Here is a 24,444-nt window from a genome sequence, read left to right on the forward strand (position 1 = left end):
TTTTCTTTTTTAATTGTATTCCTGTCTTCTTTAATAACTTCGAGGTTTTTTTGTGGGTCTTCCACATCCACAACCGGATTTCTTTGGTTTGGTTGTTCCAATTGGTCTTGGCCTTCTCGGTGGTCTTTGCATCATCATCACTTCCTACTTTTTTTGAATCTAACCTTATATATTTTATGAAGTCTATAGATAATTTGTTTTTATAAAAGGCCAATTTAGTCTAATGTCAGCTTTTGAATAATCGTTTCGATAAAAGCCGCCATTCCAGCTAAAGCAAAAATGAGAATAATGGGGTCCATAATAATTGGAAAATACATATACAAAATAAACGTTCCTAGTGCCACCCATATTCCTGTACACCAATAGCAACTTATCAACTTTCCGATCCAACCACGCAATCCGCCTTCACGAGCTAATAAATATGTTTCTTTTTGCCCTAAAATATTTGTTTCTTCATATTCCATTAAAAAAGGTGCTCTTATGAAAGCAGTGATTTGGTCAAATACAATCAGTCTTGTAATACGAAATATCGCAAGGCTCATCAACAAAAATTTTAACCAAGTAATATCCATTTCCATGGCTCCTAACCTGCCTATTTTCCCAAAATGGGGCGTTTGTCCGTAACTCATTTGGCTCCTACCTAATATGTTAGTAGTGTAAATGAATCAATTTAAAGAAGGAGGACATAATCCATGAGTTTTGAAGAGATGGAATCAAGTGAAGTGCTAGGCACTAGTTCTGGTTGCGGATGTCAATTGAACTGTGTTTGTCAAGTAGTCCGCGCTATTAAGGATATACAGGACGAAGCAGTCGAAGAAGAATGTCTCACTTGTACTTCCAATTGTTTTGTAGAGCCTCTTGGTGATTTAGCACTCCCTGCTCGCCAACGTTCGGATACTCGTGTTTTTACGTTAACTAATAAAAACGGAGACTTATTTAAAGGATTATTCAAAGGTACTGCCGGAAAGTGTGTATCAGTATATTTTAGAGTCGAAGACGTATTCGATAATTGCTGTGCTACATTACGCGTACTAATTCCTTTAAGAGATCAGACGGTCGTTAACCTATTCCCTAACGGAAAACTTAACTACGAAGCACTTTGTTCAGTAAACAACTGGGCTTCAAGCAACAGCTGCATTACAGTTGATTTACATTGCTTCTGCGCCGTACAATGTATTGCCGATGTAAATCTCGGAATTTGTGAAGTATGATTGTAAAATGGGGCCTTTAAGCCCCATTTTATCTTTCTGTTATATCATTATTCTTATTGCTTGAAGATCTTTCACATCTACTGCGTTCGTGTCGCCTTGTGAGCTTTTAACAATAATTCGATCGGGTTCATATTTACTCAATGTACCACTATATCGCTGATTTTCCGTAATAAATTCACATGAGTATGGTTGTTGACTGCTTGGAAATCCAGATAAGTATTGTAGTTTTTCCGGAATGGACATGTCTCTAAATGATTTTACAGGAGTTAAATTCCAACTTTTTCTTGACGAAGTTCCCGTATTTCGTCGGAAGTAATCTGCTGCAGATACTGGCTTTTTTATCTCTTCTTGCGTTTCGTCTGAAATTTCTTGTTCAACCTCTATCATATTCTCACTGCCTAAAGGAGGAATAGTAAAAGATTGCTTTTGCTTTACTTCCTGTGGAACAATGTTTTCCTTTTGAACGATTTCCGCTACATCCTCGGATAAAAAGGAATCTTGCATTTTTCTTGCAGGCTTTTGGAAATTCGGCTGGTGGATATATAATAAAGGCTCCTCTTTATTTCCTTCATTATTATTTTCCATGAAGGGGCACCTCCGTTTATCATACTTCGTTCTATATGTATGCCAAAAAGAGCCTAAGGTTTCCTTTCAAATACAAATAAGCAACTGCCACAATGACAGCTGCTTATAAATTATGCTTATAAATTATATAGCTAAAATATGGAATCCTGAATCTACATGAATGTTTTCTCCAGTAATGCCGCGGGATAGATCACTAAATAGGAATAGGGCAGTATCGCCAACTTCTTCCGGAGTTGTTGTTCTACGCAGCGGTGCTTTTTCTTCAATGTCTTTCAAGATACTATTAAAGTCACTAATACCTTTAGCAGAAAGTGTTCTAATTGGTCCTGCTGAGATAGAATTGACTCTAATTCCATGTTTTCCAAGATCACTTGCTAAATACATAACACTTGCATCAAGAGAAGCTTTTGCTACACCCATTACATTATAGTTCGTAACGACGCGCTCACCACCTAGATAAGTTAAAGTAACAATACTTCCGCCTTCAGACATGACGTCTAGCTTTTGTACTGTCTTCGCAACAGCTGTCAGTGAATAAGCACTAATATTATGAGCTAGTAAAAATCCATCTCTTGTTACATTTAAATAGTCGCCAGTTAACTCTTCCTTGTTAGCAAATGCGATACAATGTGCGATACCATGAATTGAACCGGTAGCCTCTTTTATTTGACTAAAGCACTGTTCGATATCTTCATCTTTTGTAATATCACAAGGAAGAACAAGTGATTTTTCTCCCTCTAATGAATCAGCAAGCTCACGAACGCTTTTTTCGAGACGTTCACCTGCATATGTAAAAATCAATTTGGCTCCAGCGCTATGAAGAGAACGAGCAATCCCCCAAGCGATGCTACGTTTATTCGCTACTCCCATTACAACAAATGTTTTTCCGTTTAAAGAAAGATTCAATTCGGTCATCCCCTTATTATACAAGTTATTAGTACCTAGTCCTAATCATACACGAGAAGTTTCGATGTTGTAAAGGAAAAGTGGAGACGCCTTGCTTATCCACATATTAACCTCGACGTCCCTTACTTAAGTTAAAGGTAATTCATGAGTCAAACAAGACGAATCTAGCTTCGATCCGTAAGAAAAAGAACTAAATGATGGCTAATCGTTCAGCACATTAACTAATAACTCAAAAATAAATAGCTATTAATGAGAATATTGGAGCTCCTTCATTAAGTGGTCAACATATTCCTTCGTGCCAGTCACAATTAAGCGATCTCCCATTTTTAATTCCGTATCACCGTGAGGAACAAGAGAATCGTTTTCCCTAAATATTCTAACGACAATTATATCACCCATAAATGGAAATTCTCTTAGTGTCATATGTGTATATTGAGTATTTAACATTTCTATTTCATATAGCGAAGTTTCCCCATTTGTCATAATTTGCGCAACCTTCGGTGACTCTATTAAAGCTTTCAGTAAAGCCGTTGTTGAAAGAATAGTTGAAAACACTTCGATTTCATTTTCTTTAAGGTGCTTTGCTAGTTCTGGGCTTTCAATTCTTGCAATGACTCTCTCAATGCCTCGATTCTTAGCTTCAGTAGCTAATGCTGCATTTTGTTTCTCATCACCAGTGGAAATAAACATAATATCTGACTCAAATATGCCTGCTTTTTCTATCTCTGCATATTGATAATCGTGAATTTCGACTATATTAAATACTGATTCGGTGTTTTGTGATTCCAACTTTTCCATTTTTTTATGATATACGGTTGATTCAAATTGCTCTCCGCTTAATTCTTTTGAAACGGGAAGGCTCAGTTGATTAGCTCCAATGAAAGCAAGTTTGAGTTTTCGTTCATAGCTATTTTCTTTCGGAAACCATTTTTTAAAGAAAATCGGCGTAATGATACATGAGACCACTGCAACTAATATAAATGTCCCGCTCATCTCGGGAGTAATTACTTCAATTCGCTCTGCTATTTTTGCAGCAGCTATCACAAGAGACAAAGTCGACGTAAGCAAGAAAGCTGAAGCAACAACAGTTTTTGTATCATACCATCTTCTTAAAATGAAGACCGGAAAGATTTTTGAAGCTAATAATGCTACTAATAATAACGGGATTAAAAGGAGTAATTTTTTATCACTCAAAAGTGACCATAAATCAAGATCCACTCCTACCATTACGAAAAAGATCGGAATTAAAAAGCCGTATCCAAATGAATCTAGTTGCTGGACCATCTCTTGTTTCGGATTTAATAAAGAAACTAATGTTCCTGCCAAAAATGCGCCAAGTATATTTTCTGCACCTACCGATTCGGATAAGGCAACCAATACGATGATTAATGTAAAAATAGCTCTTGTACCGATTTGAACAGTGCCCGTTGACAATCTCTCAATGATTGGACGATTTTTAAGCCGATTTCCAATGAAATAAAGAACTAAGCCAGCAGCGAATAGTATAAGTAATAGCCACATATTTCCTTTAGTTTCACTCGAAACAGAAACAAAGACAGCAAGTAAAATCATCGTGACAAGATCGGCAATGACGGCAATTAGTAAAATAATTTGACCAATCCCCGTTTTTAACACATTTCCTTCTTTAAGGGTAGGAACTACAACCCCTAATGAGATCGTCGAGATAATTAATGTCATTAAAAATACATTATCGATCAATCCCATTTTTACAAACAGAAAAGATAATCCAATCGATAATATAAAAATCCCAGTGAAAATAACAATTGAAACGATTAATCGATTCGGCTCGATTTTCCCATTTGGCAATATTGTTTTCTTTTTAGTCGGTTTAAAGGCTGAGAAATCTATTTCAAGCCCACTTAAAAACATTAGGAATATGAATCCGAGGGTCGAGAGTGTATTTAACCAAGAACCGTCTTGGATTAAATCCAAACCACTTTTCCCGATGATTAAACCCATAATAATTTCGGCAATGACAACTGGCATAAATGTAAGCCTAAAACGATGTAATACAAATGGAGTAATAAATGCAACTACTAAAACAATTACAAGAGAAAGCAAAGAAGATTCTTGTTCCATAACGTTGTACCAACTTTCAATAAGGTTGCTAAATTAATGAATTAAATAACTCATAAACATAGTTGCTAATCCAAAGTAAATAAGAATGGAAGTAATATCATTCATTGTCGTAATGAATGGCCCTGATGCTACAGCTGGATCAATTTTAAATTTATGCATGATTAAAGGAACTAAAGAGCCTGCCAGAGTTGCAACAAATAATGATGCAAGAATGGAAATCCCGACTAGAAAGCCAAGCAGGAGTTCACCTTTCCATACATATACGATAATAGATACTAATACTCCGCAAATCGTCCCCGTGATTAGTCCTGTCCCTGATTCCCTAATAATAAGTTTAATTTTACTCATTTCTTCTAGTTCCCCCGTGGCAATTCCACGAACCGCAACAGCCAAGCTTTGAGTACCTGTATTTCCAGCCATTCCGGCAATAAGTGGAATAAAAACTGCTACAATCGGTACTTGACTTAAAGTATCTTCAAATCTTCCAATTAAACTTGCGGTAAACATTCCTAAAAACAGCAAAATAATTAGCCAAGGAAGTCTTTTCTTCGCTGCAGCAAAAGGATTTTTGTCGATCGTATCCATATCAGAAACACCCGCAAGCTTGGAATAGTCGTCAGATGCTTCCTCATCGATAACGTCAATAATATCGTCGACCGTAATAATTCCAAGTAAATGATTTTGAAAATCAACAACAGGCAGGGCAAGTAAGTCATAATCCCTCATTTGTTTTGCCGCTTCTTCCTGGTCTGCACTAACAGAAATAGAGACAATGCGATCAAACATAATATCATAAATCATCGTGTCATCATTACTAATAATTAAATCACGAAGAGAAATTACGCCGACTAATCTCCCATCCTCATCTATCACATACACGTAATAAATAGTCTCGGCTTTTGGTGCTTCTTTCTTTAAAATATACATAGCTGAACGGACAGTTTGATTTGCTGAAATTGCAATAAATTCCGTTGTCATAATACTTCCAGCTGTATATTCTTCATAATGAAGCAAGCCTTTAATTTCTTGTGCAGATGTGTGATCCATAATCGATAAATAACTGGCAGTTTGATCTTTATCCAGATTATTTAAAACGTCGACGGCATTATCAGCAAACATATTTGCAAGCATATCTGCTGCATATTTCGGTTCCATTTCCGCTAAAATATTTTTATATTCATTATCCTCTATTTCAAGCATTTCAAAAAAATCAGCCAGCTCTTTTGGTGATAAATAATGGTACACTTTTATTCTTTCTTTTGGTGCTAGCTTGAAAAAATACTGTGCTTGATCATATGGGTGAAGAGTCATGAATTCCTCTCGAAATCCAAGCATATTGTCTTCATCTATTGATTGATTGAGAAGTTCTTCATTAATTTGGCCATTTGTTTCAAATGTGTTATCCATGTTGACTCCTCCTTCCCTTTTGTCTACACTATCCTAACAAATCTATTTCCATTTGTCGCTAAAATGTTAAAAGAAAAATATTCATAGCTCAATGTAAAATTTTATATGGTACGAGGTGAATGAATTGAATATTGATATAATCGGAGATGTACACGGCTGTTACGATGAATTTGTCGCCTTGACAGAAAAAATGGATTATACATGGAAAGACGGGATTCCTGTCCATGCACGTCAAAGAAGATTAGCTTTCGTCGGTGATATTACGGATCGTGGTCCACACTCTTTAAAAATGATCAAAACCGTTTGGAATCTTTGGAAAAAAAAGTCCGCTTATTATGTTCCAGGCAACCATTGTAATAAATTGTATAGATATTTTCAGGGCAGGAACGTGCAAATCACCCATGGTCTGGAAACAACAGTTGAAGAATTAAACAATCTTTCACTAAAGGAATTTAATCATTATAAGAAAATGTTTACAGACTTATATGATGGCTCACCACTTTATTATGTCCTCAATGATGGGAAACTCGTTATTGCCCACGCTGGGATTAAAGCTGATTATATTGGGAAGCACAATAAAAGTGTTAAAGCTTTTGTATTATATGGAGATGTAACGGGAGAATTCCTGCCAAATGGAATGCCGATTCGCCGCGATTGGGCTAAAGCCTATAACGGGAAGCCATTCATTGTATATGGACATACACCTGTCCAAGAACCGCGTTTAGTCGGTAACACGATGAATATAGACACAGGTGCCGTCTTTGGAGGAAAACTAACGGCACTGCGCTATCCTGAGATGAAGACTGTCTCCGTACCATCAAGCATGCCTCTTGTTACTGAAAAATTTAAAAGCTTTCCTTCGTAATGATCGTTTCCATATCTTGCGGAAGCGAAGAAGTAAAGATAAGTTCATTTTGTTTTAATGGGTGCCTGAATTGTATTTCTTTGCAATGAAGTGCTTGGCGTGCAATAATTTTTTGATTACCACCATATAAATCATCGCCAAGCAAAGGATGCCCTATATGAGACATATGAACTCTAATTTGATGTGTCCTGCCAGTTTCAAGCTCCAATTTAATATGTGAAAAATTAGGATAATTACTAATTAGTTTGAAATGAGTAACAGCGCGTTGTCCGTCCATCCTCACTTCCCTTTCTATAATACTCGCTGGTTTTCTTCCAATTGGAGCATCGATGCATCCTTGAATTTCAGTGAAGGCATTTTCTGCAAAAGCTTCATAATATCGGTGAATTTTCCCTTGTTGCTGCTGCAAACCCAATAAATGATGTGCATGGCGATGTTTTGCAATCAGCACTAAACCGGATGTATTTCGGTCCAAGCGTGTCACAATATGAATGGCAGATGCATTGCCAGTCTTTTCATAATGATAGACTAGCGCATTCGCAAGGCTTCCCGTTGGATGTTCACGTGAAGGAATGGTATTCATAAAAGGCGGCTTTTCAACGACAATAATGTCATGATCTTCATAACATATTGAAAGACGTATATCCTCACTCTTCAACCTTTCATTTATTTCTTCAGGAGGAAATTCAATGACGAGTAAATCGGTTTCCTTCAAAAGATGACGAACATTGCGTACTTGTCCGTTTACCTTTATCGAGCCGCCTGTAAATTTAATATCCGATAATGCCCTTCTTGAGATTCCTTTTATGTGTAAATATTCTTTTATTGATTTTCCTTCATCTTTTTTATCAATCGTCCATCTTAACGAATAAGCATTCATATGATTAATTACCATCAGAAATAAATGAATCGTGAACTCTTTTCCAGAAAGGGAATGGACGAAATCTTGCAAATCTGATTTTTTCCTCTGCCACTCGGAATTGAATAGACTTAACATCACGATGCATGACGGTCAGATGATCTACAGTCACATGAAAATCGAATGTTTTGACTGGCTTAAGAACAAGAGTATGATGATCGGGCAATATGAGCGGTGAGCCAACGGTTCGAAAAACTTTATTATTAATCGACGCCATTTCAGCAAGCTGTATGGAATGAAGGGACGGATGGATAATCGCCCCCCCTAACGCTTTATTATAAGCTGTACTTCCGGATGGGGTTGAAACACATAAGCCATCGCCCCTGAAACGTTCAAAATGGTCACCACGGATTTCCACATCCATGACAAGTGTACCGACAATACTTTTAACAGTAGACTCATTTAAACCTAAATAACGAGTTTCTTTGCCGCCGTGGCGATAGCGAATCAAAACCTCAAGCAAAGGGTATTCTACAATTTGATAAGGAGTTTTTGCAATCGCAATGACAAGCTTTTCAATCTCGCTCGGCACCCAGTCTGCATAAAAACCGAGATGTCCTGTATGTACACCTACGAAAGCTGTTTTATCTAAACGGGAACTATATCGGTGAAACGCATAAAGTAAAGTTCCATCTCCTCCTACAGATATGACGATATCTGGTTGATCTTCATCATAGATCATTTCAAAATCCTGTAAATACAATCGCATTTTATGCATTAAAGCATTAGAAGTTGGATTCCCTTTCGACGTGATCGCAAATTTCACTATTCTCATCCTTTCTTTCCTTAATTAACGATAATCGGATTTTTTTTCTAACTTTTTAACAGCTTCTTTATTTTTCGAAAAGTAGACTTGGGCTTCTTGAATTTCTTCTTTAATTTGTGACATTTCTTCATCTAAACGAAAAGCTGCCTCCGCTGCACCTTGCAGCCTTTTATTAATTTCTTCAGGAAACTGTCCCTTGTATTTATAGTTTAGAGAATGTTCAATCGTTGCCCAAAAGTTCATCGCAAGTGTACGAATTTGGATTTCTGCAAGTATTTTTTTCTCGCCGTGAATAGTTTGAACGGGATATTCAATTACAACATGATAAGAACGGTACCCGCTTGGTTTTTTATTTGATATATAATTTCTTTCCTCAACAACCTGGAAATCATTGCGCTGTCTCAGCAATTTAACAACGGTTTCAATATCATCGACAAATTGGCACATCATCCTTAGTCCAGCTATATCTTGCATTTCGGCCTCTATTTTATCCAACGGTATCCCCTTTTGTTGAGCTTTATCTAGGATGCTTGCGATTGGCTTTACGCGCCCAGTTACGAATTCAATTGGAGAATGTATATGTTCCTGCTCAAATTGGCTTCTCATGCCTTTTAACTTAATTTTTAATTCATCTATCGCTTGTTTATAAGGAGCTAAAAACTGGTCCCAGTGATTCATTGTATCGTCACCTCTATGGCAAATTAGAAAAGCGTAAGCGCCTTGAGCATTGGACCTCCAGCACGTAGAATCCAGAGTCCTCTACGGAACATAAGGACGCGGCTTTTAAGCGACATTCCTCTTTCAGCTTATGACTTGCGATCAATTAAACATAATGAGTCCGTGACGACAAATCATGTTGACTACGCGAGCATAAAAAGCGAAAAGTTTGCTGGTCGACGGCTGCTTGCGCAAAACACTTTTAGAAAGAATTCCCTCCTTATTTTAGCATAAACAATAATTTCTTAAAGTTTGACTGTCTGCAATTTTATACTTTATTGAATTTTATTGAAATAGATCCTTAATAAGGTAAAATAAGATTAGTTAAATGTGGAAGGGGTTAGAAAATTGTCTAGAAACATCGAAATTGAATTTAAAAACATCGTTACGGAAGATGAATTCCGACTTCTTTTACGAACCTTTCATATTGCCCAAAATCAATTTTTCTCACAAACAAATCATTATTTTGATACAAAGGTATTTGCTTTAAAGCAATTAGGTGCCGCCATACGAATCCGGGAATTACCCGAAAAATATGAGTTAACACTTAAAAAGCCCACTAATAATGGACTTTTAGAAATAACCGACAGACTAAGTCAAGCAGAAGCTCATATGCTAATGGCTAATCTTGTATTGCCAAATGGTGAAGTGAAAGATGAACTACTTAATATGAATATCCCTATTAATGAATTTCATCTCTTTGGCTCCCTTCGAACGGATCGAGCGGAAACGGAATATGAAAGTGGGGTTCTCGTATTCGATCATAGTTTCTATCTAGGAAATGAAGATTTCGAGTTGGAGTACGAAACAATGAATCGGGAAATAGGTGAAAGAATATTTAACGAGCTACTTAAAAAGTTAAACATTCAGATTCGTCATGCCGATAATAAAATAAGCAGGCTATATAAAGTATTACAAGGAAAGAAGGATGTATCTCCGTGAATACGTTAGGCCATTTAAAAACAATCCTTGATATTCAATTATTAAAAGGTTTTTCAGGGGAAAGAAATACTAACCAACTAAGCGATGAAAGTAGTTCATTTGCGGAGCTATTGCAACAAACAGTCATGAACTCTGTTCATTCTTCCTCATCACAAACGGTTAATACGAATACTCTAGGTTCAATCTTTCAAATGCAATTGAATAATCAATCTATCGTTAATCAAAATGATTTTCAGATGGCTATAAATTCGAATCCGCCCATTCTTCAAAATAATACAGCTATTCCAGACAGTATAGAGTCGATCATTCAGAAAGCTTCAGAAGTGTACAACCTCCCTGCCAAACTAATAAAGTCGATCATTAAGCACGAGTCTAATTTTAATCCTAGAACGGTCAGCCATGCAGGAGCTTCAGGATTGATGCAGCTCATGCCACAAACGGCAAAAGGTCTTGGTGTTACCGATATTTTTGATCCTCTCCAAAATGTAATGGGTGGAAGCAAGTATTTACGCAATATGCTCGACAAGTATGACGGGAATCTTGTCCTGGCACTAGCGGCCTATAATGCTGGACCGGGAAATGTCGATAAATACGGAGGCATTCCACCTTTTCAAGAAACACAAAATTATGTAAAAAAGGTTACTAACACATTTTATACTTGATGAATATGCTAACTGCCCACTATTGTAGGGCAGTTTTTTTATTGTTAAATGCACATTAATTGGAACCCTTGAAATATTCTTTTTGAGATAATTTCGTCCAGCCGCAGCACCTATCGACTAGCAAACTTCTTGTCCTTTTCGCTTGCGTCGTCAACATCGGCTCGTCCCTTGCTGTTTTTTCCTTTATCGCAGGGCTTAGACAAAAGAGGAACGTCGATTAAAATTGCCACGTCCTTATGTCTTCGGCGACGGACCGCATCGTGTAGCTCTGTATGTCGATGACAGTTGTTTACGCTTTTGTTTTGTAGTGCTATTTGTTTGAGTTATTATGCAGTGGTTGCTACAATAAACATACAATTTTAGAAAAAGGAGCGATTCATATGGTTGGGAATCGTATTAAGCCGTATGACGCATTTATTGCTAATAAACGTATAAAAATTACAGAGCCCTTCAAATGTCTTCCTGACTTAATACCTACAGGTGAATGGCCTTGAATAAACAAAGGTTAGCACATAAACCAAACACGCATTATATGGATAATAAGCCCATGGAAATTTATTTGTTTATCGATCCTTTTTGTGCGGAATGCTGGTCACTGTCACCTATCATCAACAAGCTTCAAATTGAATACGGCGATTATTTCACAATGAAATACGTATTGTCTGGAAATCTCGCAATATGGAATAAGAATCTTGGAAAACTAGGCGAAAAGAAAAATATCCAGCAAAATAAAAATCAACAGCATTACTATACACCTCATTTAGCTGCTATTAGCATTAAGGCAGCAGAACTACAAGGGAAAAGAGCTGGGATTCGATTTATTCGTAGGCTGCAGGAACTACTCTTTGTGGAAAATGCGGATATTACAGATATAAATGTAATTCAGCAATGTGCAAAATATGTTGGTATAGATTTAGAGGAATTTATTCGTGATGTATATTCACATAGTTCAGCTAAAGCTTTTCAATGTGATTTAAAAATTTCTTCTGAAATGGAAATTAATGAAATGCCAGCAATGGTATTTTTCAATGAGAATATTGAAGATGAAGGACTAAAGATTACTGGTTTGTACTCATATGATATTTACGTCCAACTTTTAACAGAAATGTTGGAACGTCATCCTAAACCAGCTGAAAAACCCCCATTAGAGATATTTTTGTCTACTCATCCAATTATGGCATCAAAAGACTTAGCCATGATTTATGATGTACCCGTCCAACAAATAGAAAAGCAATTGAAGAAATTACAATTGCAGCAAAAAGTCCAAAAAATTCATGCGAAAAATGGACCCTTTTGGAAATATACTTCGGGCGGTCTGTAGAATACGTAAAATGCCAGGTTACGCGCCTGGTATTTTTTCTTAGAAAATATCTTTGCGGGTCACTTTTAAAGAAATTGTTTCCCTCCAGCGATTATCAAACTTTCAATTTCTTTCTACGATAGATCAATTTCGTCAAGCTTCATATGCCAAAGATTCTAGAACAGCCTTTAGAGCTAGAAACCAAAAGCCAAAAGGCGGCGACTTATTATTTAGAGTGTCCTAGTCCGGTAAGGAAAGCTTGGCGACATATATGGATGTGTTAAAGCTGGCGAAATAACAGTATGTTGCTCCCTTTTTCTTCCTTCTCTTCCTTCACGCGCCTTCTACTTTCACTATGTTTCCTATATCTCGTTTGTTCGCTTAAAAGTGTGTATTTCCCTTTACAGGCACTTCTAACTTTTGGTAACAAATGAGAATGTTATATTAGTTATTTGCATATAAGTTAATAAATCCTGCGGGAAAGGAGATGGTGGGGCCTTGAGAAAAATTGTCATTTTCTTGTTGGTAGCTTTTATCGTTGTCTGCTTTTTCTTTAATATTCTTGGTTTAATGAATTTAATCCCAATATACATCACCTCTCCCTTACTTTTTTTGGCATTGCTTACATTATTGATGTTTTTAAATGGCAGAAACAAATTTCGAGGCTTTCATTAAAAACAGAGCATCGTTGGAAAAATAGTTAGTTAGACAAAACAAGTTAAGTTGATAACGTAAGAAAAAAGGACAAAAGGTTTACTAGTCCATACACGTGTACCTAGATAGAAACTATAAGAAGCTGCTCCTAATAAAAGAGGGCAGCTTCTTATTTGGCTTTTTATTCAGCTAATAAATGCTCCATTTCAGCAAGCTTTTCTTCAAATACTTTGCAGGCTGCTTCAATTGGTGCAGCAGTCGTCATATCGACTCCGGCTTTTTTCAATACTTCAATAGGATAGTCAGAGCTTCCAGCTTTTAAGAAATCTAAATACCTTGAAACGGCAGGTTCCCCTTCATCAAGAATTTGACTGGATAGCGCAGCAGCCGCACTAAAGCCTGTAGCATATTGATATACATAGTAATTGTAATAGAAATGAGGGATTCGCGACCATTCTAATCCAATCTCCTCATCAATATGAATGTCTTCTTCTCCGAAGTACTTTTTATTTAATGCATAATATTCTTTTGTAAGCATATCTGCAGTTAATGCTTCGCCATTTTGAGCTTTTTGATGAATAAGATGTTCAAATTCAGCAAACATTGTTTGGCGAAAGACAGTACCGCGGAAGCCTTCTAAATAATGATTTAGCAAATAGAGCTGTTCCTGCTTGTCGTCTGTCCGTTTCAGCATATAGTCGCCGAGTAACGCTTCATTACATGTAGAGGCTACTTCAGCTACGAAAATAGAATAATCACCATACGGATAAGGCTGCGTTTTTCTTGTATAGTAGCTATGGACACTATGGCCAAACTCGTGGGCAAGTGTATACAAATTATTCACATTGTCTTGCCAATTCATTAGAATATACGGATTTGTGCCGTAAGCACCTGATGAATAAGCGCCACTGCGTTTCCCTTTATTTTCTAATACATCCACCCATCGATTTTTGAAACCTTCTCTTAATATATTGGCATACTCTTCTCCAAGCGGAGCAAGACCGTCAATAACCAATTGTTTTGCCTCATCGTAAGGAATCTCCATTTTTACATCTTTTACTAAAGGTGTATACAGATCATACATGTGCAGCTGATCAACACCAAGTATTTTTTTGCGTAGTTTCACATAACGATGCAATAAATGTAAATTCTTATTGATTGTATTGACTAAATTGTCATACACACTTTCCGGAATATTATTAGCTGATAGTGCGGCATGTCTCGCAGATTGATAATTTCGAGCTTTCGCATAAAAATTATCTTTCTTTACTGCCCCACTTAATGTACTTGAAAATGTATTACTGAACTTTCCGTAAGTTTCATATACCTTTTTAAAGGCATCTTCACGAACTCTTCTATCGGAGCTTTCCAAAAAACGAATATAGTTTCCGTGAGAAATTTGAACCTCTTGCCCATCCTCATCTTTAATAACAGGAAACTCTATATCAGCATTATTTAGCATTCCAAATGTAGTACTAGAAGCTCCTAGCACCTCAGAAGCCTGAGCAAGTAATGCCTCCTGTTCAGCTGTTAATACATGGCCCCTTTGCAGATTGATTTCTTCCAAAGCCTTTTTGTATAAAGCAAGGTCTGTATTTTCCTCTAAGAACTGAGTAACTTTGCTTTCTTCCATATCTAAAATTTCAGGTACAATGTAAGAAAATTCGCTCGCTAGAACAGAATAAAGACTTTCAGCACGTGCATTAAATCCTTGATAATGAGAATCTCCAGTATCTTGGTCATAACGCATATGTGCATATGTATAAAGTCTTCCCATCCGTTCCGATACTCTAGATTGAAATTGAAGTGCTTCAAATAATTGATCCGCACTATCACTTAACTTGCCTTTATATTGGTCGGCTTCTTTTATCATTTCTTTAATATCATCATATTCTTTTTCCCAAGAATCATCTGATGGAAAAATATCTTCCAGTCTCCATGTCATTTCCTCTGCTATATCAGACCGATTAGGAAGTGTTTTTACTGCTGTTTCATTGGCCATTGCCATCCTCCATTCATATTCAACTATTTCTTTCGTTAAACGAAAGGTAAGCCCTTAATACATATTCTACTTAATTTTGGTGAATCCTGCCAGACCTTCAAAAAAGAAACAAGATTCATCTATTTTCGATACACTCGAATTAAAATCGCCTATGACTCCAAAGATTATTTCCTCCCACTGCATTGCCTCTTCTATAGAAACTGGAATTTTGACTTGCTTCTCCACCTTAAATAAGTCTTCGCCTAATTTCGTGAAATATTCCAATTCTGTTAAAAGCAAAAAATAATGTTCGACAGCGTTTTCCCAAGAAATAGTGCGATCTAAAGGAAAAAATCTAGTATATAGCAACCCCGAATTTATCCTCGCCTCTACCTTTTGTTTTATATATTTTAAGGAAATGCGTGTGCCCGTTTGTAATTTACTTAAACAATCTTCAAAAATTAAAAACTGCCATTCAAGTGGATGAGAATAAAAGCATTCCATAAAAGGAACTGGAAGTCCGCATATAGGGGGCAGCAAAAATGGATTGTATCCAGATGTATAAATATTTTTAAGAAAATGATCATGTACAAGGTTTCCGTATTGAACTTTTTTTTGAAGCCATTTTCTTTTTTGCTTCATCCATGACAATTGATTCATTCTTTTTTGGGAATGTGGAAAATGTAATGGAAGACTGGAAGTATTGATTGTGCGAGATCTTAATGTGGCAGAAACTATTCTGGATGTAATAGAGGTAATTTGTGAGAGGAGATAAAATTTTTGTCTTTCTGAATCAAAACTGAATAAATTATGTCCATATCCTATCTTCTGCCTAACCATCGACCAATGAAAATCAGTTAGAGTAAAAAGTCCTTTTTGCATTTTTTGATATGGTTTTCCCCCAATAATCCATATTGGAATAATCCCTATACTTTCGTACCCTTTCGTTCGCTTATTCAATAAACTTCTTTCTATAGGAGAACATTGGTATTCAATTGCATAAGATTGTGAATGAGTTTGTACGAAAAGATCAGCACGCTGTTTAATGTCTGATACATAATGCTCTATCTTAACACTGAGCCCTTGCTGTAATAGAAAATTGTACAAATATTTTTTTCCTTGTAAATGTTGGATGCTTTCTGGCTCACTCTGGGAGCTTGTACATACTGAATACTTCTTATGCGAAAAATGGGGAATGCGAATATTACCTGCTTTGAGAATAAGAGGTTCATGGCATTGAGGACAAAAATAAACGTGGCTGCGCAATCTTTCTAAAAACTCTTTGTTATAAAAAGATTGAACAAGGGTAATATATTTCCCTTCTTGATTTAAAGCTGTTAACAATACACCACTTCCTTTCACAGTACTACTTCTATACATACAAGGAAAAATCCTTTTAATAAATAAAAAACAAAAAAAGACTGATTCCTAATAATGAAATCAGTCACCTTATTGAAAATATTGACGAAGTGTGCTAAAAACATCATGATCAATAATGTTTTTACCATATTCAGCAATACGATAAATGGTGTAATTGCTTTCCGTACCATATTCAAGGAGAACACTTAATATATCTTCAATTTGTTCTTCATCAAATATATCCTCAGGGAATTTTACATATAGATAATAATTATTTTCATAAGCGAAAAGTTTTGTTTCCATATCAGTAACGTCCTGCACTTTGGATAGCGCTAATAAATGCTCAAAATCCTTAAATAATAGAACGAATTCCAGTTCAGTCTCCTCATCTGCTTTTTCCTCATAATGTTTGATGTGAAAATGCTGATCTAAAAATTCTTCTATTTTTTCATTTACGTGCATGTCACCTTTATCTGTCGGTATAGGAAGCTCCAATTTTTGTCCATCTTTTGATAGCTGGGCCTTTGTTACGATAACTTCCAGTCCTTTATCTAATGCTTGTATTTGAATCCAAAGAGGCCCATCGGGTACAAAATCATCCTCTTGATGAATTTCGTCCATCATTTCCCAAAATAGTTCTTCGCCTCTTTCGCGATTGTACCATATTTCTTCCCGATCAAAGCCACGCTCTTCTATATCAACATATGAAATGTAAAACTTTACTGTATGCTCGTTAATACGTTCTATTTCCATACATCAACTCTCCCTTCTGTTTTTGGGTGGTGAAGGGATCATCATCCCGTACTCAAAGTACTTAGTGCTTTTCTCCTTGTACTCATATTTTATGATAAGTTCTGCTAAATTGGAAACAAAAGATATTCCCAATTAAAAAATAGTCATATACCCAATGCGCTTTTATTAATGTTTCGATTATTTTATCTAACATACACATTAAAATCAAGCCAATTTTCTAAATTTTTGTATGAAATACGAAGGCGCTGAAGCTGGACAAAGAAAAGCACAGGCACCTTTCCAATCAAAGTACGAACTACCGGGACTCTGCCTGAGATAAAGGAAACACGATGAGTCCGTTAGGACGAATCGTAATAGGCCTATCTTAGGGAAGATGTTTGGTAGTTCTCTTGTCGATATTCGATAATTTAGAAAGGATACAGAAAAAAGGCTGTCCCTTTGCCTTGCAGGCTTTAGGAACAGCCACTTTTCCATATAAGTATATATGCAGCAGGCTTAATTTACCATTTTCTGTGCTTCACGCAACTGATATGTTCTTACCTTCCTAGGAAGGAAACGTCTAATTTCATCTTCATTGTATCCAACTTGAAGGCGTTTTTCATCTAATATAATTGGTCTTCTTAAGAGTCCAGGGTTTTTTTGGATCAAATCATATAATTGTTGAAGTGGAAGTGAATCCAAGTCAATATTCAACTTTTGGAATATCTTAGAGCGAGTTGAAATGATTTCATCTGTCCCATCTTCTGTCATTCTTAAGATTTCCTTTATTTCTTCCAAGCTTAGCGGTTCTGAGAAAATGTTTCTCTCTTTATATGGAATGCTTTGTTCCTCGAGCCAGATTCTTGCTTTCCTACATGATGTGCAACTAGGTGATGTGTACAATGTTACCATAATACAAATCACACTCCTTTTTTAAGAATTAAATTCTTTATAAAGTGCCCTTATATAACAGAATTTAGAATCATGTTTCAATATTTATCGGTTTTCATTCTAAAAAAATGATTATATAGAAACAACCCTTCTAATGTATTATACACTATTACTAGCAGAATGAATAGGTTTTTTAAGGAAATTCTAAATCTGTTACTATGAAATATGTAATGCTGTTATAGTCCCTCTTTTTATATAATTTCTTATACCACCACCGAACAAAATTTAAACAAAAAAATTGAATTCTTTTTTATTTGTTCTTGCAGTCCTCGTATTATCGTTCCCTAAATAGAAAAAAAAATGCCGAAATCAATTCGGCTTTATTTTTTTTCAGGAGTATAATCAACGTTTGGTGAGTACTTATTACCCGCGTTCCAAAGCAAGTATTCATCAATTCCTTCGTCGTATAAAGCCTTAATTTGTGCCTCTACTTGTTCTTTTCCGTAAACTTGATAATTTCCAGCACCTAAATAAGAAGCCGTGAAATCTTGGAGCCAAGGACGTGAAACGGGAGGGCTTTTCAATTCTTTTAGCTTTGCATTTTCTAATTTCGCATATTCGCGTACGAGCTTATATGGTTCTAAATCTGGTTTAGTTATACCAAAATAGGATGTCCAATGGCTTGGATAAATCATTGAAGAAATGACATCAACATTTTCTGATATTTTAGAGAAGTTTTGTCCGATTCCAGGAGCTTCCGGCAAAGTAGCAGTGTATCCAAAAATATCAACTGATACCTTTACTCCGTACTGTGCCAATTTCTCTTTAGCGTATGCCACAAAATCTGTTACAGCGTGAACACGTTTCTGTACATTGTCTTCCTTTGAATCTTTATAGTGACCAAGTCCATATTTCAACTGAGTATCTCGATTTTCAAATCCTTCTGGGAAACGCACATAATCAAATTGAATTTCTTGGAAGCCTAGTTTAGCTGCTTCAATAGCAATGTCAACGTTATAATCCCATACTTCTTTCAAAAATGGGTTGACAAATGATTCTCCTCTTCCATTTACCCAAATTTTTTTACCATCTTTAAAGGATAGATCTGGCCTCGTTTTTGGTAATGTAGAATCTTTAAAAACTACTATTCTAGCGATTGGATATATTTGTTTTTCCTCCAATACATCCAGCATTTCTTTCGGATCATGAATATAATTCTGACCAAGATGAGCGAATGGAGAGTCTTTTGGAAGTTTATATGTAATTTGACCCCAATCGTCCTTCACGTCAATAACCATTGCATTTAGATCCGTAGAATCAATTAATTTGACCAAATCATTAAACTTGCTTCCACCTGCGGAATGACCCGTCACATATATTCCTCTAACTGCATCAGGATATTCGAAATGGCGTCCTGAATTAAAGGTAAAACGCGGTAGAATATCTTGCAATGTCTTTTTCTCAACAGACAGCTGTCTAGCAATATGAGGATGTACTTTTTCAAGATCATCTGCAAATGCAGCACTTGAAGGAAGCTGCCATAATAACGAAGCTGCAAGTCCCGCAACTGTCATCATTTTAAACCATTTCAACGTATCTCTCTCCCTTATGCGGTTCTTGTCATAATATAAGTATTTTTGTCCTCCTTTATTTTAACAAGGATTAATATTAATTGATAATGTTTTATCGCATGTTCTTGGATTTATTATAAAGTTGATTCTTTCGACCCGGCTTGATTGTCATATTTTGTGCGGTTATAATTAGTTGAAGTCATTTTCGTAATTCATCTTATCTCAATTTAGCATTCATCCTATTTTGGGACGAATGGTTTTTTATTTATAAAGGAGGCTTTCGCCATGAAAACGATATTTTCGGGTATCCAGCCAAGTGGAGTTATTACCCTTGGAAACTACATAGGAGCCATTAAGCAGTTTATTGAATTGCAGCATGATTACGATTGTTATTTTTGTGTTGTTGACCAACACGCTATTACAGTTCCCCAAGATCGACTGGAATTAAGAAAAAATATTAAAAGGTTGGCCGCACTTTATATTGCTGCTGGACTAGATCCTGAAAAAGCAACTCTTTTTATTCAATCAGAAGTTCCTGCACACTCACAGGCTGCGTGGATGCTTCAATGTATTGCGTACATTGGTGAATTAGAGCGTATGACTCAATTTAAAGACAAGTCATCTGGAAAAGATGCAGTTTCAGCAGGATTATTAACATATCCTCCTTTAATGGCTGCCGATATCCTATTATACGGAGCCGATCTAGTTCCTGTTGGGGAAGATCAAAAGCAACATTTAGAACTTACGAGAGATTTAGCTGAACGATTTAATAATCGTTATAATGATATTTTCACAGTTCCTGAAGTGAGAATCCCAAAAGTCGGAGCAAGGGTCATGTCATTGCAAGAACCAACGAAAAAAATGAGTAAATCCGATGCAAACCAGAGGGCATTTATTACTTTGCTGGATGAACCTAATCAAATTGAAAAGAAAATTAAAAGTGCTGTCACTGATTCCGATGGAATTGTGAAACATGACAAAGAGAATAAACCAGGGGTATCAAACTTACTTTCGATTTATTCGATTTTAGAAAATAAGCCAATTCCTGAGCTGGAACAATACTACGAAGGAAAAGGGTACGGGGATTTCAAAGCGGATTTGGCTGCTGTTGTTATTAATGCTCTGTCTCCTATACAAGAACGCTACAAGGAATTGCTTGATTCTAAGGAACTTGACGACATACTTGATGCAGGTGCAGAGAAAGCCTCTAGAAAAGCTAATAAAATGTTGAAGAAAATGGAAAACGCTATGGGATTGGGTAGGAAAAGGAAGTAATAATATAAGTGGAATGACAGCAGAAATAAATACATTAAAAGAGCAAGAACCCCTTCAATTATGAAGCGGGATCTTGCTCTTTTCCAAAATCTAATTCACTTTTGAATCGTATTCCATTTCCCAAAGCTTTTCAAAAAATGGCTGACCCTTTATTAGATTCTCGCACAGCATTAAATGTTTTTCCGACCAGCCAATCTTTGTTTCCTCGTATAGATAGTTCCATACTTCTTCAAATTCCATCGTCTGGATCACATTGTATTTGTTAGGTGCCCATTCAGTGTACCAATAACGTATTTCAGGAGTATTTTTCGAAGTGTAAAGCTGGTCTAAGGCCATAAACATTAAGTGTTTTAATTGACGTTCTTTTCTTGTCAAGCCATACATTAATTCCGGTTCTGGCGACAATATATGGTGTTCTTTATCCATATTTTCTTTGTTAAACTTATAAGGAAACGGTTCATTTTTCATCGTCATTTCATAAACCAACTGTTCTTGACGCGGAATTAATCTACTTTTGCGAAGTGGTATAGAATAGCCTATTGTATCAACCGCCATAATTCCTTTTCCATCTGTTACGACAAAACAATACTCTAATTGTACCCGCTCATGATTTTTTCTTAAGTATGCTTTTTTATAAACATCATTTAATAGGGTCTGCGGCAGTTCAGCCAAATTATTTTCTATGTAGTGGAAGAGGACCGGCTCTATCAACAATAGTGGAACTTGATCAAGGAGTTCGATTACATCTTCTCCTCTTCGCCATTCATGAAAATGACACACATTATAGCCGTTCTCCTCCCCTTCAAACCAATTGACCCATACATCATGAAGATATAGCATCCTAATCCCTCACTTCATAACCTTTTGTCAATCAGTATAGGCAGGGTGCAGTCAATTTATTCCTCTTTATCATTGTGACTGTTTATTTTCTCGTTACTATAAAAAATAGCTCCCGCTATCATCATTAATCCTATCGGCAGTAAATAACATTCTGGTCTTCTTAATATAAAGAAGACATAATCACTAAAGCTTCTTCCCATTGTAACTAAATTTAAATATCCGATTAAGCTCACACCACCTGATACGGCAAAGCCAAATCCGAGCATTAGCATGAAACCCCTAAACAACATAGATTGGCACATCCTTATCATTCATTAGCTCGCCTTTTTATAGAAACTCTCAACCATTTCGCTATTTTATACAGTTTTTAATAATAAAAAATGGATTCAACAACCTAAAATTTCGTATACTGTTGAGAAAAGAGCTACATACTTCATTCTTAGTAGCACTAAACTAACGCAACAGGGTAAAAGCCGGCTCCAGCGCTTTTACAAGAACAACAATTTTACGAATACAGTCTTTATTGATTATATGTATAACTCCAATAGGACATGCTTTAAAAAAGCCTCCCGTTAACTGGAAGGCAGTTCAAAAAATTCATTATTGAATAAAACTTTTTTGGACGGAACAGTAAATGTATCAAACATTGTTACATTGTTTCTCTTTACATAACCTTTCGCCAATTCATATCCAACGGCGTAGCCTAACATGAAAGGCACTCCTCTTCTCCCAAATAGCAGTTCATCATGTTCACGGTCTTTGCGTGTTAGATGAAAATTTGGTTCATATATTCGATTTATATCACTTCTCAATTTCTCTTTCGTATACAGCTTTGTCCATGGCGCTAAGTATTCTGATCCACAACAGTTGAGTACAGCCAGTTCAGCAAACCCTTCAAACAGGATTGAATCGAGCAAAGTATAATCACTTTCGTTCTTTTTAAGTTTGCTTAATCTAGCGGAATGATGATATTCATGAACAAAAAGTGCTTCTAATTCATTTTCATCTAGCCCTTCAGAAATGAAAAGAAACAATTTATTATGGAATGCCAACCCTGAACGACCATTATTTCTCCGTCTAAACAAAGAATTTTGTTGATTGATTGGAAATATATATACATCCACTGCTGGACCTTTCCATTTTCTTCGATACTTTAAGTATATATTGTTTATTTTCTTCCAAACTTCCTCTTCCTTAAGCCTATTTAATATGTGAAATGCATTACGTGATGGTCTGTACATACCGAATTGTGTTAAATACTCATAAAAGTCTTCTGCATCCTGCACTTCCGGTTTTGCCATCCTTCCCATTTCCCAAGGCTGATTAAAGTAATTCTCAAGCCATTTATCGGTTTCAATTACCCCCATAATTACCGCCTCCTTTTGTTATGTTATTAAACAATAAAGAGGGAGGTACATGATTTTTAAAGGTAAAAAAAGAAAACACGATCATTAAGATCGTGTCTTCTTTCCGCTCCGTCTAGCTTCAGCGTCTTTGTAATTACTCATATTTTTTAAATGCAATTGTAGCGTTATGTCCGCCGAACCCAAGTGAGTTGCTTAGTACTGCCTTTATATCAGCTTTTCTTGCTTCATTGACAACGTAATCAAGATCACAGTCTGGGTCTGGTGTTACATAATTCATCGTTGGAGGAAGTATCCCTTCTTTTAACGCCATTACAGAGAAAATAGCTTCAACTCCACCCGCTGCTCCTAGTAAATGTCCAGTCATCGATTTAGTGGAACTCATCGCTAATTTATAAGCATGATCTCCGAAAACTTCTTTCACAGCCATTGTTTCATATTTATCATTATATGGAGTACTTGTACCATGTGCATTAATGTAGTCAATATCCTTTGGTTCAAGTCCGCCATCTTTAATGGCGATTTTCATAGCACGCACTCCACCTTCACCACCTGGTGCAGGTGCAGTAATATGGTGAGCGTCACCAGTTGATCCATAGCCAACAATTTCTGCATAAATATGTGCTCCGCGGCTTAAAGCGTGCTCTAGTTCTTCAAGAACAACGATTCCGGCTCCTTCACCAATAACGAAACCATCACGATTCAAGTCAAATGGTCTACTTGCAGTTTCCGGATCAGGATTTGTGGATAAAGCCGTATTTGCACAGAAACCTGCAACAGACATGCGAGTGATCGGCGCCTCAGCTCCACCAGCTATCATTGCCGTAGCATCTCCGCGCTGGATAACTTTAAATGCATCTCCAATTGAATTCGTGCCAGTTGCACATGCAGTTACTGTACAAGAGTTGACGCCTTTTGCACCAAGATAGATGGAAACTTGCCCCGTTGCCATGTCTGGGATCATCATTGGAACAAAAAATGGACTTACACGTCGATATCCTCTTTTTTGAAAGATTTCAAACTGATTTTCGAATGTTTCCAAACCGCCAATACCTGAGCCTATCCAAACTCCGATTCGATCCGCATTTGTATCGTCTATTTTCAATTCAGCATCTTTAACTGCCATCATAGCAGCAGCTACGGCATAATGGGTAAAGCGATCCATTTTCCGCGCTTCTTTTCTTTCGATATAGTTTTCAATATCAAAGTCTTTTACTTCTGCAGCTACTTTAGCTGAATATTCTTCAGGGTTTAATCTTGTTAATGGTCCTACTCCTGATTTTCCTGCTAATACATTTTTCCATGTTGTAGCCGCGTCATTACCAAGTGGTGATACAGCACCGATTCCTGTTATTACAACTCTTTTTTTCATGCTTTATCAGCTCCTTTAAATAAAA

23 protein-coding genes are annotated in these 24,444 nt (G+C 36.4%); 6 read left to right on the top strand and 17 right to left on the bottom strand.

Translation table 11 applies throughout. The features are described from left to right. Positions 1–215: 215 nt before the first annotated feature. Positions 216–629 (bottom strand): DUF1360 domain-containing protein, encoded by a 414-nt coding sequence (locus KHA96_RS06620; RefSeq protein ID WP_249315295.1) that lies wholly within the window; start codon positions 627–629, stop codon positions 216–218. A gap of 78 nt (positions 630–707) precedes the next feature. On the opposite strand from KHA96_RS06620, the gene KHA96_RS06625 reads away from it, so the two are divergent. Next, positions 708–1,211, top strand: a complete 504-nt coding sequence (locus tag KHA96_RS06625; protein ID WP_249315387.1) for a CotY/CotZ family spore coat protein — start codon at positions 708–710, stop codon at positions 1,209–1,211. A 39-nt stretch (positions 1,212–1,250) separates the two neighbouring features. Here KHA96_RS06625 and KHA96_RS06630 read toward each other — a convergent pair whose 3' ends face one another. From KHA96_RS06630 to mgtE, 4 genes are all read right to left on the bottom strand, one after another. Further along, complete coding sequence (locus tag KHA96_RS06630) at positions 1,251–1,796, bottom strand: CotO family spore coat protein (RefSeq protein WP_213128452.1); 546 nt, start codon at positions 1,794–1,796, stop codon at positions 1,251–1,253. Between the two features lie 123 nt (positions 1,797–1,919). Next, the gene (fabI, locus tag KHA96_RS06635) at positions 1,920–2,702 is read right to left on the bottom strand and encodes an enoyl-ACP reductase FabI (protein ID WP_213128453.1); all 783 of its coding nucleotides are present in this window, start codon (positions 2,700–2,702) and stop codon (positions 1,920–1,922) included. Between the two features lie 246 nt (positions 2,703–2,948). After that, positions 2,949–4,802: a monovalent cation:proton antiporter family protein gene (locus KHA96_RS06640; RefSeq protein WP_213128454.1), complete on the bottom strand. Its 1,854-nt coding sequence runs from the start codon at positions 4,800–4,802 to the stop codon at positions 2,949–2,951. Between the two features lie 33 nt (positions 4,803–4,835). After that, complete coding sequence (gene mgtE, locus KHA96_RS06645; protein WP_213128455.1) at positions 4,836–6,209, bottom strand: magnesium transporter; 1,374 nt, start codon at positions 6,207–6,209, stop codon at positions 4,836–4,838. A 124-nt stretch (positions 6,210–6,333) separates the two neighbouring features. Here mgtE and prpE point away from each other — a divergent pair, with 124 nt between their 5' ends. Then, the gene (gene prpE / locus KHA96_RS06650) at positions 6,334–7,074 is read left to right on the top strand and encodes a bis(5'-nucleosyl)-tetraphosphatase PrpE (protein ID WP_213128456.1); all 741 of its coding nucleotides are present in this window, start codon (positions 6,334–6,336) and stop codon (positions 7,072–7,074) included. Here the strand turns inward: prpE and KHA96_RS06655 are convergent. The 3 genes from KHA96_RS06655 to yjbM are packed head-to-tail and all read right to left on the bottom strand — an operon-like array spanning position 7,055 to position 9,437. After that, positions 7,055–7,969, bottom strand: coding sequence for an RluA family pseudouridine synthase (locus KHA96_RS06655; protein WP_249315296.1), 915 nt, complete (start codon positions 7,967–7,969; stop codon positions 7,055–7,057). The two genes, prpE and KHA96_RS06655, sit on opposite strands and share 20 nt — an antisense overlap. Beyond that, positions 7,959–8,759 carry an NAD kinase gene (locus KHA96_RS06660; protein WP_213128457.1) on the bottom strand — a complete coding sequence of 267 codons (801 nt, stop codon included), beginning with the start codon at positions 8,757–8,759 and terminating at the stop codon, positions 7,959–7,961. Before KHA96_RS06660 ends, KHA96_RS06655 begins: the two co-directional genes overlap by 11 nt. A gap of 24 nt (positions 8,760–8,783) precedes the next feature. Beyond that, positions 8,784–9,437: a GTP diphosphokinase gene (gene yjbM, locus KHA96_RS06665; protein WP_213128458.1), complete on the bottom strand. Its 654-nt coding sequence runs from the start codon at positions 9,435–9,437 to the stop codon at positions 8,784–8,786. Positions 9,438–9,824: 387 nt separating this feature from the next. Between yjbM and KHA96_RS06670 the strand changes: the two genes are divergently transcribed. From KHA96_RS06670 to KHA96_RS06680, 3 genes are all read left to right on the top strand, one after another. Continuing rightward, positions 9,825–10,418, top strand: coding sequence for a CYTH domain-containing protein (locus KHA96_RS06670; RefSeq protein ID WP_213128459.1), 594 nt, complete (start codon positions 9,825–9,827; stop codon positions 10,416–10,418). Next, positions 10,415–11,080, top strand: a complete 666-nt coding sequence (locus KHA96_RS23230; RefSeq protein WP_349305694.1) for a lytic transglycosylase domain-containing protein — start codon at positions 10,415–10,417, stop codon at positions 11,078–11,080. The genes KHA96_RS06670 and KHA96_RS23230 overlap by 4 nt, the downstream gene beginning before the upstream one ends. Positions 11,081–11,564: 484 nt before the next feature. Further along, positions 11,565–12,401: a ClpXP adapter SpxH family protein gene (locus KHA96_RS06680; RefSeq protein ID WP_213128460.1), complete on the top strand. Its 837-nt coding sequence runs from the start codon at positions 11,565–11,567 to the stop codon at positions 12,399–12,401. Positions 12,402–13,215: 814 nt separating this feature from the next. Here the strand turns inward: KHA96_RS06680 and pepF are convergent. The 5 genes from pepF to KHA96_RS06705 all read right to left on the bottom strand — a co-directional run bounded on the left by pepF (position 13,216) and on the right by KHA96_RS06705 (position 19,574). Further along, complete coding sequence (gene pepF, locus KHA96_RS06685) at positions 13,216–15,036, bottom strand: oligoendopeptidase F (protein ID WP_213128461.1); 1,821 nt, start codon at positions 15,034–15,036, stop codon at positions 13,216–13,218. A gap of 66 nt (positions 15,037–15,102) precedes the next feature. After that, positions 15,103–16,395 (bottom strand): competence protein CoiA, encoded by a 1,293-nt coding sequence (locus KHA96_RS06690; protein ID WP_213128462.1) that lies wholly within the window; start codon positions 16,393–16,395, stop codon positions 15,103–15,105. Positions 16,396–16,464: 69 nt separating this feature from the next. After that, on the bottom strand, positions 16,465–17,127 hold the full coding sequence (mecA, locus tag KHA96_RS06695; RefSeq protein ID WP_213128463.1) for an adaptor protein MecA: 663 nt from the start codon (positions 17,125–17,127) through the stop codon (positions 16,465–16,467). 495 nt (positions 17,128–17,622) lie between these two features. Beyond that, entirely contained in the window at positions 17,623–18,018 is a 396-nt protein-coding gene (gene spxA, locus KHA96_RS06700) for a transcriptional regulator SpxA (RefSeq protein WP_213128464.1), read from the bottom strand. 359 nt (positions 18,019–18,377) lie between these two features. Next, entirely contained in the window at positions 18,378–19,574 is a 1,197-nt protein-coding gene (locus KHA96_RS06705; protein ID WP_213128720.1) for a putative glycoside hydrolase, read from the bottom strand. Positions 19,575–19,853: 279 nt separating this feature from the next. Between KHA96_RS06705 and trpS the strand changes: the two genes are divergently transcribed. Next, the gene (trpS, locus tag KHA96_RS06710; protein WP_213128465.1) at positions 19,854–20,843 is read left to right on the top strand and encodes a tryptophan--tRNA ligase; all 990 of its coding nucleotides are present in this window, start codon (positions 19,854–19,856) and stop codon (positions 20,841–20,843) included. 90 nt (positions 20,844–20,933) lie between these two features. On the opposite strand, the gene KHA96_RS06715 is transcribed toward trpS, so the two are convergent. The 4 genes from KHA96_RS06715 to fabF all read right to left on the bottom strand — a co-directional run bounded on the left by KHA96_RS06715 (position 20,934) and on the right by fabF (position 24,419). After that, positions 20,934–21,683 carry a YjbA family protein gene (locus KHA96_RS06715; RefSeq protein WP_213128466.1) on the bottom strand — a complete coding sequence of 250 codons (750 nt, stop codon included), beginning with the start codon at positions 21,681–21,683 and terminating at the stop codon, positions 20,934–20,936. Between the two features lie 56 nt (positions 21,684–21,739). After that, on the bottom strand, positions 21,740–21,994 hold the full coding sequence (locus KHA96_RS06720) for a YuzI family membrane protein (RefSeq protein ID WP_481748211.1): 255 nt from the start codon (positions 21,992–21,994) through the stop codon (positions 21,740–21,742). A gap of 261 nt (positions 21,995–22,255) precedes the next feature. Next, positions 22,256–23,050: a DUF2268 domain-containing putative Zn-dependent protease gene (locus tag KHA96_RS06725; RefSeq protein ID WP_213128468.1), complete on the bottom strand. Its 795-nt coding sequence runs from the start codon at positions 23,048–23,050 to the stop codon at positions 22,256–22,258. Positions 23,051–23,183: 133 nt separating this feature from the next. After that, positions 23,184–24,419 (bottom strand): beta-ketoacyl-ACP synthase II, encoded by a 1,236-nt coding sequence (gene fabF / locus KHA96_RS06730; RefSeq protein ID WP_213128469.1) that lies wholly within the window; start codon positions 24,417–24,419, stop codon positions 23,184–23,186. Positions 24,420–24,444 lie beyond the last annotated feature (25 nt).

This window comes from Bacillus sp. FJAT-49711 (assembly GCF_018343715.1).
Taxonomy (GTDB): domain Bacteria; phylum Bacillota; class Bacilli; order Bacillales; family Bacillaceae_C; genus Lederbergia.

Bases quoted from the DNA above. Each gene is read 5' to 3' on its own strand.
- KHA96_RS06725 (WP_213128468.1), bottom strand. From the start codon at position 23,050: ATGGGGGTAATTGAAACCGATAAATGGCTTGAGAATTACTTTAATCAG.
- KHA96_RS06690 (WP_213128462.1), bottom strand. From the start codon at position 16,395: ATGTATAGAAGTAGTACTGTGAAAGGAAGTGGTGTATTGTTAACAGCT.
- trpS (WP_213128465.1), top strand. From the start codon at position 19,854: ATGAAAACGATATTTTCGGGTATCCAGCCAAGTGGAGTTATTACCCTT.
- KHA96_RS06630 (WP_213128452.1), bottom strand. From the start codon at position 1,796: ATGGAAAATAATAATGAAGGAAATAAAGAGGAGCCTTTATTATATATC.
- KHA96_RS06720 (WP_481748211.1), bottom strand. From the start codon at position 21,994: ATGATAAGGATGTGCCAATCTATGTTGTTTAGGGGTTTCATGCTAATG.
- KHA96_RS06680 (WP_213128460.1), top strand. From the start codon at position 11,565: ATGGCCTTGAATAAACAAAGGTTAGCACATAAACCAAACACGCATTAT.
- KHA96_RS06640 (WP_213128454.1), bottom strand. From the start codon at position 4,802: ATGGAACAAGAATCTTCTTTGCTTTCTCTTGTAATTGTTTTAGTAGTT.
- mgtE (WP_213128455.1), bottom strand. From the start codon at position 6,209: ATGGATAACACATTTGAAACAAATGGCCAAATTAATGAAGAACTTCTC.
- KHA96_RS06655 (WP_249315296.1), bottom strand. From the start codon at position 7,969: ATGGTAATTAATCATATGAATGCTTATTCGTTAAGATGGACGATTGAT.
- KHA96_RS06620 (WP_249315295.1), bottom strand. From the start codon at position 629: ATGAGTTACGGACAAACGCCCCATTTTGGGAAAATAGGCAGGTTAGGA.
- mecA (WP_213128463.1), bottom strand. From the start codon at position 17,127: ATGGAAATAGAACGTATTAACGAGCATACAGTAAAGTTTTACATTTCA.
- fabF (WP_213128469.1), bottom strand. From the start codon at position 24,419: ATGAAAAAAAGAGTTGTAATAACAGGAATCGGTGCTGTATCACCACTT.
- yjbM (WP_213128458.1), bottom strand. From the start codon at position 9,437: ATGAATCACTGGGACCAGTTTTTAGCTCCTTATAAACAAGCGATAGAT.
- spxA (WP_213128464.1), bottom strand. From the start codon at position 18,018: ATGGTAACATTGTACACATCACCTAGTTGCACATCATGTAGGAAAGCA.
- KHA96_RS06715 (WP_213128466.1), bottom strand. From the start codon at position 21,683: ATGCTATATCTTCATGATGTATGGGTCAATTGGTTTGAAGGGGAGGAG.
- pepF (WP_213128461.1), bottom strand. From the start codon at position 15,036: ATGGCCAATGAAACAGCAGTAAAAACACTTCCTAATCGGTCTGATATA.
- KHA96_RS06625 (WP_249315387.1), top strand. From the start codon at position 708: ATGGAATCAAGTGAAGTGCTAGGCACTAGTTCTGGTTGCGGATGTCAA.
- KHA96_RS06705 (WP_213128720.1), bottom strand. From the start codon at position 19,574: ATGATGACAGTTGCGGGACTTGCAGCTTCGTTATTATGGCAGCTTCCT.